Source organism: Variovorax sp. KBS0712 (genome assembly GCF_006323185.2).
Classification (GTDB): domain Bacteria; phylum Pseudomonadota; class Gammaproteobacteria; order Burkholderiales; family Burkholderiaceae_C; genus Variovorax; species Variovorax boronicumulans.
This window is the reverse complement of the sequence record NZ_VCCD02000002.1, coordinates 327,181-339,611: the sequence shown is the minus strand read 5'-3', so window position 1 is coordinate 339,611 and position 12,431 is coordinate 327,181. Positions and strand designations below refer to the sequence as shown.

Below are 12,431 nucleotides of genomic sequence, written 5' to 3'. Positions count from 1 at the left end.
ACCCGGGCCGCGTCTGTCAGCCGAGGCGCACAAGCTGGTCGCGCAGGCGCTCCAGCGTGGCGGTGAAATCGACCAGGCGCGTGCGCTCCTGTTCGATCACGGCGGGCGGCGCCTTGGCCACGAAGGCCTCGTTGCCGAGCTTGCCGTGCACCTTGGCGATCTCGCCCTCGATGCGTGCAATTTCCTTGCCGATGCGCAGCTTCTCGGCCGCCTTGTCGATCTCCATGTGCAGGCACAGGCGCGCCGCGCCCACCACCGCCACGGGCGCCGCTTCGGCGGCGGCCTGCCACGAGGCCTCGTCGTCGAACACCTTCACTTCCTTGAGCTTGGCCAGCGCCTGCAGCACCGGGGCCGCGTCGCGCAGGAAGGCCGCGCCCTCGGCGTCGTCGGCCACCGCGTACAGCGGCAGGCGCGTGGCGGGCGACACGTTCATCTCGCCGCGCAGCGTGCGGCAGGCATCGACCAGCGCCTTCAGGCGCGCGACATGCGCCTCGGCGGCCTCGTCGATCTTCTCGGGCTGGCTCTGCGGATAGGCCGCGATCATGATCGACGCGCCTTCGCGGCCCGCGACCTTCGACACCTTCTGCCACAGCTCCTCGGTGATGAACGGGATGATCGGGTGCGCCAGGCGCAGCAGCGCCTCGAGCACGCGGATCAGCGTGCGGCGCGTGGCGCGTTTCTGCGCATCGTCGCCGGTCTGGATCTGCACCTTGGCAATCTCGAGGTACCAGTCGCAGAACTCGTCCCAGGCGAACTGGTAGATCGCGTTGGCCACGTTGTCCAGGCGGTATTCCTCGAAGCCCTTGGCCACTTCGGCTTCGACGCGCTGCAGCTGCGAGACGATCCAGAAGTCGGCGCGGCTGAACTTCAGGTAGCCGTGCGCCTTGCCGCCGACCTGGCAGTCTTCCTTCGTGTGCTCCAGCAGGCCGCAGTCCTGACCTTCGCAGTTCATCAGCACGAAGCGCGTGGCGTTCCACAGCTTGTTGCAGAAGTTGCGATAGCCCTCGCAGCGCTTCGAGTCGAAGTTGATGCTGCGGCCGAGCGAAGCCAGCGAAGCGAAGGTGAAGCGCAGCGCATCGGCGCCGAAGGCCGGAATGCCCTCGGGGAATTCCTTCTGCGTGTTCTTGCGCACCGCCGGTGCGGTCTCGGGCTTGCGCAGGCCTTGCGTGCGCTTGTCGAGCAGCGCGGGCAATTCGATGCCGTCGATCAGGTCGACCGGGTCGAGCACGTTGCCTTCCGACTTGCTCATCTTCTTGCCCTGGGCGTCGCGCACCAGGCCGTGGATGTACACGTCCTTGAACGGCACAGTGCCCATGAAGTGCTTGGTCATCATGATCATCCGGGCGACCCAGAAGAAGATGATGTCGTAGCCCGTCACGAGCACGGTCGAGGGCAGGTACAGCGCCAGGTCCTGCGTCTTCTCGGGCCAGCCCAGCGACGAGAAGGGCACCAGCGCCGACGAGTACCAGGTGTCGAGCACGTCTTCGTCGCGCGTGAGCGTCTTGCCCGGTGCTTTGGCCTGCGCCTCGGCTTCGGTCTCGGCCACGTACACCTTGCCGTCTTCGTCGTACCAGGCCGGAATCTGGTGGCCCCACCAGAGCTGGCGCGAAATCGTCCAGTCCTGGATGTTCTCCATCCAGTGGTTGTAGGTGTTGACCCAGTTCTCGGGCACGAAGCGCACCTCGCCCGACTTCACCACGTCGATGGCCTTCTGCGCGATCGACTGGCCGTCGGCGCCGGGGCGCGTCATGGCCACGTACCACTGGTCGGTGAGCATCGGCTCGACCACGGCGCCCGAGCGCGCGCAGCGCGGCACCATGAGGCGATGCTTCTTCACCTCGACCAGCAGGCCCAGCGCCTCGAGGTCGGCCACGATGGCCTTGCGCGCCACGAAGCGGTCCAGGCCGCGGTATTTTTCGGGCGCGTTGTCGTTGATGGTCGCGTCGAGCGTGAGGATGCCGATCACCTCGAGCTTGTGGCGCTGGCCGACGGCATAGTCGTTGTAGTCGTGCGCGGGCGTGACCTTGACCACGCCGGTGCCGAATTCCTTGTCGACGTAGTCGTCGGCAATGATGGGAATCAGCCGGTCCACCAGCGGCAGCTTCACGCGCTGGCCGATCAGGTGCTTGTAGCGCTCGTCTTCGGGGTGGACCATCACGGCCGTGTCGCCGAGCATGGTCTCGGGGCGCGTGGTGGCCACCGTGAGCGTGCCGCTGCCGTCTTCCAGCGGGTAGGCGATGTGCCAGAGCGAGCCGTCTTCTTCTTCGCTCTCGACTTCGAGGTCGCTCACCGAGGTCTTGAGCACCGGGTCCCAGTTGCCCAGGCGTTTGCCGCGGTAGATCAGGCCTTCTTCATACAGCTTCACGAAGGTGTGCGTGACCACCTTGGACAAGTCGTCGTCCATCGTGAAGTACTCGCGGCTCCAGTCGACCGTGTCGCCCATGCGGCGCATCTGCTCGGTGATGGTGCTGCCCGACTTTTCCTTCCACTCCCACACGCGCGCCACGAAGTTCTTGCGGCCCAGGTCGTGGCGGCTGACCTTCTGCTCCTGCAGCTGGCGCTCCACCACGATCTGGGTGGCGATGCCCGCGTGGTCGGTGCCCGGCACCCACAGCGTGTTGGCGCCCTTCATGCGGTGGTAGCGCGTGAGGCTGTCCATGATCGTCTGGTTGAACGCATGGCCCATGTGCAGCGTGCCCGTGACGTTGGGCGGCGGCAGCTGGATCGCGAACGACTCGGCGCCTTCCTTGGGCTGCTGCGTGCCGCGGAAGCCCGCCTTGGCGTAGCCGCGCTGCTCCCATTCCGGGCCCCAGTGCGCCTCGATGGCGGCGGGTTCGAACGATTTGGACAGGCTCTCGAGGCCGGGCTGGGAGGTAGGTTCGCTCATGGGGAATGCAAAACGGCACCCTCGGGTGCCGTTGGTGACAGGGTGGGATTGCCCGGGATTTTACCGGGGCGGCTCGGGGAAACCCCAGCCCCACATAATCAGCTGATGCTGTTCCTGCTTTCCCCCGCGAAGTCGCTCGACTACGACACCCCCGTCCCCTCCGAAACCCCCGCCACCCAGCCCCATTTCGAAGCCCCGCGCGGCCCCTCGGTCGAACTCATCAAGCTCTTGCGCGAGAAGTCGCCCCAGGACATCGCCGAGCTGATGCACCTGTCGGACAAGCTCTCGGCCCTCAACGTGGCCCGCTACGCCGCCTGGTCGTCCAAGAGCACCGACAAGAACGCCCGCCAGGCGGCCTTCGCCTTCGACGGCGACGTCTACGGCGGTTTCGACGCCCGCAGCCTCACGCCCGCCCAGCTCGCCTGGGCCCAGGACCACGTGGGCATCCTCAGCGGCCTGTACGGCCTGCTGCGCCCGCTGGACCGCCTGCAGCCCTACCGGCTCGAAATGGGCACCGCGCTGGCCAACCGCCACGGCAAGGACCTGTACGCCTTCTGGGGCTCGCGCATCGCCGAGCACCTGAACGAGCGCCTGGCGGCCGACCGCACGCCGGTCGTCGTCAACGTCGCCTCGCAGGAGTACTTCAAGTCGGTCGACCAGAAGGTGCTCAAGGCGCGCGTGGTCGAATGCGTGTTCCAGGAGTGGAAGGGCGACAGGTACAAGATCGTGAGCTTCTTCGCCAAGCGCGCTCGCGGCCTGCTGGCGCGCTGGGCCGTGCTGCACCAGGCGGCCACGCCCAAGGCGCTGGAAAAATTCGACCTCGAGGGTTATGGTTTCGACGCCGATGTGTCGACAGCCGAAAGGCTGGTGTTCAGAAGGAAAGTCTGATGTCCCAAGCGATCAGTCCGGAATTGCGCGAATGGCTGGTGGCCCAGCTCGCGGCCGGCCATTCGGTGCCCGCGTTGCGCATGTCGATGCGGGCGGCCGGCTGGCAGGATGCCGCCACCGACCTCGCACTGGCCCAGCTGGAGGCAGGTTTCCCCGATGTCGAGGCGGCCCTGGCGCCGGCCCGCACCGAGATGCCCGGCCCCGACCTGGACGGCGCGCCGCTGTACCTCGACGCCGGCGACCGCCGCGTGCAGGTGCTGCAGACCGTGCGGCATCCGCGCGTCGTCGTGTTCGGCAACCTGCTGTCGGCCGAGGAATGCGAAGGCCTGATCGCCGCCGCGCGCGTGCGGCTGGCCCGCTCGCTCACCGTCGAGACCCGCACCGGCGGCGAGGTGCTCAACGTCGATCGCACCAGCGACGGCATGTTCTTCGAGCGTGGCGAGAACGAGATCGTCGCGCGCCTCGAACAGCGCCTGGCCATGCTGCTGCGCTGGCCGCTCGAGTACGGCGAGGGCCTGCAGATCCTGCGCTACGCGCCCGGCGCGCAGTACCGCCCGCACTACGACTACTTCGACCCGCACGAGCCCGGCACGCCCACCATCCTCAAGCGCGGCGGCCAGCGCGTGGCCACGCTCGTGATGTACCTGCAGGAGCCTGAGCAGGGCGGCGCCACCACCTTCCCCGACATTGGGCTCGAAGTGGCCCCGGTGCGCGGCACCGGCGTCTTCTTCAGCTATGACCGGCCCGACCCCGCCACCCGCACGCTGCACGGCGGCGCGCCGGTGCTCGCGGGCGAGAAATGGGTCGCCACCAAGTGGCTGCGCGAGCGCGAGTTCAAGTGAAAAGAAAAACAGGGAACCGATGAAAGTCACCGCCAACGGCCTGCAGATCGAAGTCGACGACACCGGCGGTGAAGGGCGCCCCGTCATCCTGCTGATCATGGGGCTGGGCATGCAGCTGGTCGCGTGGCCCGACGGCTTCGTGCAGCAGCTGGTCGATGCGGGCTTTCGCGTGGTGCGCCACGACAACCGCGACATCGGCCTGAGCCAGGGCTTCGACCACCTCGGCACCGGCAACCTCGTGTGGGAAACCATCCGCCACCGCATCGGCCTGAAGGTGCGCAGCGCCTACACGCTGCAGGACATGGCGCTCGATTCGCTCGGCGTGCTCGACGCGCTGGGCATTGCCCGCGCCCACATCGTCGGCGCTTCGATGGGCGGCATGATCGCGCAGCGCATCGCCGCCACCGCGCCCGGGCGCACCGCCAGCCTCGTGAGCATCATGAGCTCCAGCGGCGCGCGCGGCCTGCCGGGCCCGCGCCGCGAGGTCGGGGCCATGCTCATGCGGCGCCCGCGCAGCCACGACGAGGCCGCGCTGGTCGCGCACAGCATCAAGCTGCTGCGGCTCATCCAGAGCCCGGCCTACCCGCAGACCGACGAGCAACTGGCCGCGCGCCTCACCTTCAGCATGCGCCGCGCCTACCACCCGGCCGGCCTGATACGCCAGATGCTCGCCATCGGCGCCGACGACGACCGCCCGCAGGTGTTGGCGCGCATCCAGCGTCCGACGCTGGTGCTGCACGGCGACGCCGACGCGCTCGTGCCCATCGCCTGCGGCCGCGATTCGGCGCAGCGCATTCCGGGCGCGACCTTCATCGCCGTGCCCGGCATGGGCCACGACCTGCCGCCCGAGGTCTGCACGATCCTCGCCAACCACATCGCTCCGTTCGCACACGCGGCGGATGCCGGAACCGCCCCATGAGCCACGACCCGACCAACCCGAACACTCCCGAGCAATCGCAGCTCGGCCGCGCCTCGGCCTACGCCGACAAGTACGACCCGTCGCTGCTGTTCCCCATCGCACGCACCACGCAACGCGAAGCCATGGGCATCCAGGCCGGCGCCTTGCCCTTCTTCGGCGCCGACCTCTGGACCGCCTTCGAGCTGAGCTGGCTGAACCCGCGCGGCAAGCCGCAGGTGGCCATCGCGCACTTCACCATTCCCTGCGAAACGCCCAACATCATCGAGAGCAAGTCGTTCAAGCTGTACCTCAACAGCTTCAACAACAGCACCTTCGCCAGCATCGATGCCGTGCGCGAGCACCTGCGCACCGACCTCGCCGAAGCCGCATGGCGCGGCAGCGACCAGTCGGCCGGCATCGGCGTGAAGCTGCTCACGCCCGACCTCTTCGACCGCGAACCGGTGCACGAGATCGACGGCCTGGACCTCGACCGCCTCGACATCGAATGCACCCACTACCAGCCCGCGCCCGAGCTGCTGAGCAGCGACACGACGCAGGTGCACGTGAACGAGACCCTCACCAGCCGCCTGCTCAAGAGCAACTGCCTCGTCACCGGCCAGCCCGACTGGGGCAGCGTGCAGATCCGCTACAGCGGCCCGCCCATCGACCAGGCGGGCCTGCTGGCGTACATCGTGAGCTTTCGCAACCACAACGAGTTCCACGAGCCCTGCGCCGAACGCATGTTCACGGACATCTGGCGCCAGTGCCAGCCGACCAAGCTCGCGGTGTACGCGCGCTACACGCGGCGCGGCGGGCTGGACATCAACCCGTTCCGCACGAGCTGGCCGCAGGCGCTGCCGGCGAACATTCGTACGGCGCGGCAGTAACGGCCACCCGCGGGCTGTCGCGCGCAGCCGCGGCTTAAGCCCCTCTTCGGAATTCCTGAACTCGCAGGCCGGCCCCTGTGGCATTCTGAAATTCCCCCGCGAGTCCGCGGGCGAACGAACATCCGAAGCAGAGGCAAGACACATGGTTGAAGGCAAAGTGATCGTCGTCACCGGCGCGGGCGGCGGCATCGGGCGCGACATTGCGCTCGCGATGGCGCGGCACGGCGCGAAGGTGGTGGTCAACGACATCGGTGCGGGGCTCGACGGCGCCGGCGGCAGTGCCGGGCCGGCGCAGCAGGTGGTCGAGGAAATCCGCGCGGCAGGTGGCGAGGCCGTGCCCAACACCGACAGCGTGGCCGATGCCGCCAGCGCGGGGCGCATCGTGGAATGTGCGGTCGACAGCTTCGGGCGCATCGAAGCGGTGGTGAACAACGCGGGCATCCTGCGCGACCGGTTCTTCCACAAGATGTCGGTCGACGAGTGGGACGCGGTGATCAAGGTGCACCTGTACGGCGCCTACTTCGTGAGCCGCGCGGCCGCGACGCATTTCAAGGAACAGAACTCGGGCGCGCTGGTGCACATGACCTCCACCTCGGGCCTGATCGGCAACTTCGGCCAGGCCAACTACGCGGCGGCCAAGCTCGGCATCGCGGCGCTGTCGAAGTCCATCGCGCTGGACATGCTCAAGTTCAACGTGCGCTCCAACTGCATCGCGCCCTTCGCGTGGAGCCGCATGATCGGCGCGATTCCCACCGACACCGACGAGCAGCGCGCCCGCGTCGACAAGATCAAGCAGATGACGCCCGCCAAGGTGGCGCCGCTCGCGGTGTACCTGGCGAGCGACGCGGCAGCGGCCGTGAACGGGCAGATTTTCTCGGTGCGCAACAACGAGATTTCGCTCATCAGCCAGCCGCGTCCGGTGCGCTCCATCCACCGCTCGGAAGGCTGGACGCCCGAGAGCATCGCCGAGCACGCCATGCCCGCGATGCGCGCCAGTTTCTTCCCGCTGGACCGCTCGGCCGACGTGTTCAGCTGGGACCCGGTCTGAAGACATGAGGGCATGAGGACAAACCCGCAAGCGGCTGCAGGCGACGCCGTTCGCCGGACAATGCGCGTTCCTCCCGCTTCCTTCGTGCCCGCCCGGTGAACCTGCACTTCGACCTGTTCGACCTGAAACTGTTCGTCTACGTGGCGGACGCGCGCAGCCTCACGCGCGGCGCCGAGAAGGCCTGCATCTCGCTGGCCGCCGCCTCCACGCGCATCAAGCAGATGGAAGAGGCGGTGGGCGGCAAGCTGCTGCACCGCAGTGCACAGGGGGTGAGCCTCACGGCCGCGGGGCAGGCCGTGCTGTACCACGCCAAGCGCGTGATGCAGCAGATGGAGCACCTGCGCTGCGACATGCAGGACTTCGGCAAGGGCATCAAGGGCCATGTGCGCGTGTTCGCCAACACCACCTCGATCACCGAGTACCTGCCGCAAAAACTCGCGGGCTTTCTCACGCAGCACCCGGCCGTGCAGGTCGATCTGCGCGAGTACCTGAGCGAAGAAATCGTGCGCGCCGTGGCCGACGGCGAGGCCGACATCGGCATCCTCGCGGGCGACGTGCACACCGGCGAGTTCGATGCGCGCCCCTTCGGTCGCAACCAGCTCGTGCTGGTGGTGCCGCCCACGCACCCGCTGGCAGGTGCATCGTCGGTGGCCTTTGCCGACACGCTCGACGAGCAGCACGTGGGCCTGCACCACGGCAGCGCGATCCACCGCTTTCTGCAGCGCCGCGCCGAACTCGCAGGGCGCGGCTTCAACCCGCGCATCCAGGTGAGCAGCTTCGAGGCCATCTGCCTGATGATCGAAGCGGGCGTGGGCGTCGGCGTGCTGCCGTCGTCGTCGGCGCACCGGCTGTCGATGGCGATGCGCATCTCGACCGTGGCACTCAGCGACGCCTGGGCCGAGCGCGAACTCAAGCTCATCGCGCGCAACCGCGAACAGTTGCCGGCCTCCGCGCGCGAGCTGTTCGATCACCTCGTCCTCGCCTGAGAACCGACCGGTCATGTCCGCCAACCTGAAGTCGCTGCGCCTGTTCGTGGCCGTGTCCGACCACGGCAGCATCAGCGAAGGCGCCAAGCGCTGCCACATCGCGCTGGCTGCCGCGAGCAAGCGCATCTCCGATCTTGAAGCCCGTGCCCGGCTGCCGCTCTTGGTGCGCCATGCGCGCGGCGTCACGCTCACCTCGGCCGGCCATGGGCTTCTCCTGCATGCGCGCGCCGTGCTGTCGGCCATGGACCGGCTGGGCGCCGAGCTCGACGATTTCCAGAACGGCGTGGCGGGCGTGGTCAGCATCACGGCCAACGCCTCGACCATCGCGCAGTTTTTGCCGGCGCAGATCGGCTCGTTCCTGCGCCTGCACCCGGTGCTCAAGATCGACCTGCAGGAGCGCGCCAGCACTGAGGTGGTGAAGGCCGTGCAGGCCGGCCTGGCCGACATCGGCGTGATCGAGGGCCAGACGCCCGCCGACGGCCTCGAATGCCTGCCCTACCGCACCGACGAGCTGGCCGTGGTGGTCGCGCGCGACCACCCGCTGGCGCGCCGCAAGCGCATCGACGTGCAGGAGGTGCTGCGCCACGACCATATCGTGGTGCGCGAAGGCACGGCGCTGCACCGCGTGCTGCTGGCCGCCGCGCTCGAGGCCCAGGTGCCGCTCAAGGTGCGCATGCAGGTGGGCAGCTTCGACATGGTCTGCCGCATGGTGGAGCAGGGCGTGGGCATCGGCGTGCTGCCCTATGCGGCCATCCTGCCGCAGCTGCAGATCCTCAAGCTGCGCTGCCTCAAGCTCGACGCGCCCTGGGCGCTGCGCCGCCACCTGCTGTGCGTGCGCCGCCAGCAGGAGCTCACGGCCGCCGCGCGCTCGGTGCTCGAACACCTCGGCCGGCCCGACTGATCCGGGACGCCCGGGCGGCGAGCCTTCGCGTCGCGCGAAGGCTCGAACTCGCCAAAAACGAATTGTTCTCCTGCGGCCCTCGCGCAAAGATGCGGGCACACCAAAGGAGACACCCTTGAAGATCATCCGCGTCAGCGCCACGCCGCTGAACATTCCCGTGACCATCGACGTGGTCGGCCTGAACAAGCAGACCTCGCTGTCGCTGTGCCTCACCGAGATCGAGACCGACACCGGCCTCGTCGGCCACGGCATGACGGCCATCACCGAAGAAGAAATCATCGCCGCCGCCGTGCGCGAAGTGGCCGGCCCCGCGCTGATCGGCGAAGACCCGATGGCCACCGAGCGCCTGTGGGAGAAGCTCTACTGGCTGCTCTCGCCGCGCGGCCAGACCGGCTACGCGAGCCACACCATCGCCGCGCTCGACATCGCGCTGTGGGACCTGAAGGGCAAGGCATTGGGCCAGCCGCTGTGGCGCCTGTTCGGCGGCGCGCGCGCCAAGGTGCCGGTGTACGCCACCTTCGGCTTCGGCTTCTTCGAGCGCGACCAGCTCGCCGCCGCCGCCAAGCTGTGGGTGTCGCAGGGCTTCCAGCGCCTGAAGATGACCGTGGGCAACCACGCGCTGGCGCGCCGCGACGAGCCGCGTCCGCTCGACGAAGTCATTGCCGAAGACGTGCGCCGCGTGGCCGCCGTGCGCGAGGCCGTGGGCCCCGACGTGAAGCTGTACGTCGATGCCAACTGCGGCCTCGACCTGTTCCACGCCACCGAGCTCGCGCAGCGCATCGAGCCCTACGGCATCAGCTTCTTCGAGGAGCCGCTCACGCAGAACGACGTGCGCCAGATGGCCCAGCTGCGCGCACGCACGCGCATTCCGCTGGCCTGCGGGCAGAACGAGGGCCTGGCCTTCCGCTTTCGCGACCTGCTGGTGAACCAGGCGGCCGACGTGCTGCAGCCCAACGTGACCATCTCGGGCGGCTACTCGCAGTGCCTGAAGATCGCGGGCATGGCCGCGGCCTTCAACGTGCCCATCGACAACGGCGGCGCCTGGCCCTTCCACAACATGCACCTGCACGCGGGCGTGTCCAACGGCGGGCTGGTCGAGTACCACTACGTCGCGGTGCAGATGCTCAAGCAGATCTTCGACGGCCTGCCCGTGCCCGACCAGGGCTGGCTCACGCTGCCCGAGGCGCCGGGGCTGGGCTTCACGCCCAACGCCGAGCGCGTGCGCGAACTCGCGAAGCTGCCGACCTCGCACGGGAAAGGCAAGGCCTGAGCGCCACCCGACGACACTTCCGACCACGACCAGGCCGCGCAGACGGCCGGCGCATCCCGACCACCACGGAGACAAGATGAACGACAGAAGAACAGACGCCATGCGGCCATCGCGCCGGCATGCCCTGCAGGCCGCCCTCGCCCTGGCCGGCCTGCTGGCCGCCGCACCCGCCGCGTGGGCGCAGAAGTTTCCCGACAAGCCCATCCGCATCGTCGTCGGCTACTCGGCCGGCGGCGGTGTCGACGCGGTCGCGCGCATGCTCAGCGCGCGCCTGCCCGCCGTGCTGGGCCAGCAGGTGCTGGTCGAAAACCGCACCGGCGCCACCGGCCTCATCGCGGCCGACCTCGTCGCCAAGGCGCCGCCCGACGGCTACACGCTGATGATAGGCGACAGCGCCTTGCTCATCGCCAAGCTGCTGCAGCCGAAGATCGCGATCGATCCGCTGACCAGCTTCAAGCCCGTGGCCGGTGCCTTCGTGTCGCCGCTGATGATCGTCGCGGGCAACGACTTTCCCGCGAAGACGCCCGCCGAACTCGTCAAGGAACTCAAGGCGCACCCGGGCCGCTACTCCTACGCGTCGTCGGGTGTCGGCACCGTGCAGCACCTGGGCTTCGAGATGCTCAAGCAATCCACGGGCGCGTTCGTGGTGCATGTGCCGTACCGGGGCGCGGCGCAGATCGTGCCCGACGTGGTCGGCGGCCAGGTGCCGCTGGGCGTGGTGAGCGCCACCGCCGCCATGGCGCAGTCGAAGGCCGGCAAGCTGCGCGCGCTGGCGCTGCTGAACAACGCCAAGCTCGAAGGCGCCGAAAGCGTCGCGCCGCTGGCCGAGGCGCTGCCGGGCTTCGACGTCGCGCCGCGTATCTTCATGCTCGCGCCGGCGGGCACGCCCAACGACGTGGTCGACAAGCTCTCGGCCGCCGTGAAGACCGTGCTCGACATGCCCGAGACGGGCACGGCCGCCGCCGCGCAGGGCACGCTGCGCGCCTACGCCACGCCGGCGCAGCTGGGCAAGGACATGGCGGAGGAAACGACGCGATGGAAACGCATCATCACGGACCAGCGCATCGTGGCGGAGGGCAACTGAGGTGACACAACAGCCCCATCTCGGCCTCATCGTTCCGCCCGCAGCCGGCGCCGTGCCGGTCGACGGCCCGCTGCTCTACGGCGACCGCATCCGCTTCAGCGCCAAAGGCCTGGGCCTCGGCGAAATCTCCACGCGCGGCTACACCGAGGTGATCGACTCGGTCATCGGCAAGGCGCTGGAACTCAAGGCGGAAGGCGCGAGCGCCGTCTCCCTCATGGGCACCTCGCTGAGCTTCTTTCGCGGCCTCGCCTTCACCCGCCAGCTGAAGCGCGAGATGGAACAGGCCACGGGCCTGCCCTGCACGACGATGAGCGACGCCATCCTTGCGGGCCTGCGCCACCTGAAAGTGCGGCGCGTGGCCGTCGCCACCGCCTACATCGACGAGGTCAACACGCAGCTGCGCACCTACCTCGAACAGAGCGACTTCGAACCGCTCGCACTCGAAGGCCTGGCCATCTCCGACGTGCAGGCCGTGGGCCAGGTGTCGACCGAGGTGCTGGTCGACCTGTGCCTGAAGGTGTTCGAAGACCAGCCCGGTGCCGACGGCCTCCTCATCTCGTGCGGCGGCCTCGTCACGCTCGATGCGGTGCGCGAGGTCGAGGCGCGCCTGCGGGTGCCCGTGGTGTCCAGCTCGCCCGCGGGCTTCTGGGACCTTGTGCGCACCGCCGGGCTCGATGCGCGCTCGCCGGGGCAGGGGCGGCTGTTCGGCTGAACCCCGCCTTTCCTTGCGTGCACGAAGG

At 68.7% G+C, this 12,431-nt stretch carries 11 protein-coding genes; 10 read left to right on the top strand and 1 reads right to left on the bottom strand.

Features of this window, described 5'->3' with window-relative positions; all coding sequences use genetic code 11:
• Window positions 1-16: 16 nt before the first annotated feature.
• Window positions 17-2,887: a valine--tRNA ligase gene (locus FFI97_RS18425; protein WP_139703199.1), complete on the bottom strand. Its 2,871-nt coding sequence runs from the start codon at window positions 2,885-2,887 to the stop codon at window positions 17-19.
• 105 nt (window positions 2,888-2,992) lie between these two features.
• Between FFI97_RS18425 and yaaA the strand changes: the two genes are divergently transcribed.
• The 10 genes from yaaA (at window position 2,993) to FFI97_RS18375 (ending at window position 12,403) form a co-directional block, all read left to right on the top strand.
• A complete protein-coding gene (gene yaaA, locus FFI97_RS18420) occupies window positions 2,993-3,775 on the top strand; it encodes a peroxide stress protein YaaA (RefSeq protein ID WP_139703195.1) in 783 nt (260 codons plus the stop codon).
• Complete coding sequence (locus FFI97_RS18415; protein WP_139703189.1) at window positions 3,775-4,617, top strand: 2OG-Fe(II) oxygenase; 843 nt, start codon at window positions 3,775-3,777, stop codon at window positions 4,615-4,617. The genes yaaA and FFI97_RS18415 overlap by 1 nt, the downstream gene beginning before the upstream one ends.
• 19 nt (window positions 4,618-4,636) lie before the next feature.
• Window positions 4,637-5,536, top strand: a complete 900-nt coding sequence (locus FFI97_RS18410) for an alpha/beta fold hydrolase (protein WP_139703184.1) — start codon at window positions 4,637-4,639, stop codon at window positions 5,534-5,536.
• Window positions 5,533-6,402, top strand: coding sequence for an NADPH-dependent 7-cyano-7-deazaguanine reductase QueF (gene queF / locus FFI97_RS18405; RefSeq protein ID WP_139703179.1), 870 nt, complete (start codon window positions 5,533-5,535; stop codon window positions 6,400-6,402). Before FFI97_RS18410 ends, queF begins: the two co-directional genes overlap by 4 nt.
• A 142-nt stretch (window positions 6,403-6,544) precedes the next feature.
• On the top strand, window positions 6,545-7,450 hold the full coding sequence (locus FFI97_RS18400; RefSeq protein ID WP_139703175.1) for an SDR family NAD(P)-dependent oxidoreductase: 906 nt from the start codon (window positions 6,545-6,547) through the stop codon (window positions 7,448-7,450).
• Window positions 7,451-7,545: 95 nt separating this feature from the next.
• Window positions 7,546-8,436, top strand: a complete 891-nt coding sequence (locus tag FFI97_RS18395; protein ID WP_139703170.1) for a LysR substrate-binding domain-containing protein — start codon at window positions 7,546-7,548, stop codon at window positions 8,434-8,436.
• Window positions 8,437-8,449: 13 nt separating this feature from the next.
• On the top strand, window positions 8,450-9,337 hold the full coding sequence (locus FFI97_RS18390) for a LysR family transcriptional regulator (protein ID WP_139703165.1): 888 nt from the start codon (window positions 8,450-8,452) through the stop codon (window positions 9,335-9,337).
• A 115-nt stretch (window positions 9,338-9,452) separates the two neighbouring features.
• Window positions 9,453-10,607 (top strand): mandelate racemase/muconate lactonizing enzyme family protein, encoded by a 1,155-nt coding sequence (locus FFI97_RS18385; protein WP_139703161.1) that lies wholly within the window; start codon window positions 9,453-9,455, stop codon window positions 10,605-10,607.
• Between the two features lie 76 nt (window positions 10,608-10,683).
• Window positions 10,684-11,691: a Bug family tripartite tricarboxylate transporter substrate binding protein gene (locus tag FFI97_RS18380; RefSeq protein WP_139703157.1), complete on the top strand. Its 1,008-nt coding sequence runs from the start codon at window positions 10,684-10,686 to the stop codon at window positions 11,689-11,691.
• Between the two features lies 1 nt (window position 11,692).
• Window positions 11,693-12,403 (top strand): arylmalonate decarboxylase, encoded by a 711-nt coding sequence (locus FFI97_RS18375; protein WP_139703153.1) that lies wholly within the window; start codon window positions 11,693-11,695, stop codon window positions 12,401-12,403.
• Window positions 12,404-12,431: the final 28 nt, after the last annotated feature.

What these genes read in the sequence shown, in the direction of transcription:
- FFI97_RS18425 (WP_139703199.1), bottom strand. Translation starts at nt 2,887, where the DNA reads ATGAGCGAACCTACCTCCCAGCCCGGCCTCGAGAGCCTGTCCAAATCG.
- yaaA (WP_139703195.1), top strand. Translation starts at nt 2,993, where the DNA reads ATGCTGTTCCTGCTTTCCCCCGCGAAGTCGCTCGACTACGACACCCCC.
- FFI97_RS18415 (WP_139703189.1), top strand. Translation starts at nt 3,775, where the DNA reads ATGTCCCAAGCGATCAGTCCGGAATTGCGCGAATGGCTGGTGGCCCAG.
- FFI97_RS18410 (WP_139703184.1), top strand. Translation starts at nt 4,637, where the DNA reads ATGAAAGTCACCGCCAACGGCCTGCAGATCGAAGTCGACGACACCGGC.
- queF (WP_139703179.1), top strand. Translation starts at nt 5,533, where the DNA reads ATGAGCCACGACCCGACCAACCCGAACACTCCCGAGCAATCGCAGCTC.
- FFI97_RS18400 (WP_139703175.1), top strand. Translation starts at nt 6,545, where the DNA reads ATGGTTGAAGGCAAAGTGATCGTCGTCACCGGCGCGGGCGGCGGCATC.
- FFI97_RS18390 (WP_139703165.1), top strand. Translation starts at nt 8,450, where the DNA reads ATGTCCGCCAACCTGAAGTCGCTGCGCCTGTTCGTGGCCGTGTCCGAC.
- FFI97_RS18380 (WP_139703157.1), top strand. Translation starts at nt 10,684, where the DNA reads ATGAACGACAGAAGAACAGACGCCATGCGGCCATCGCGCCGGCATGCC.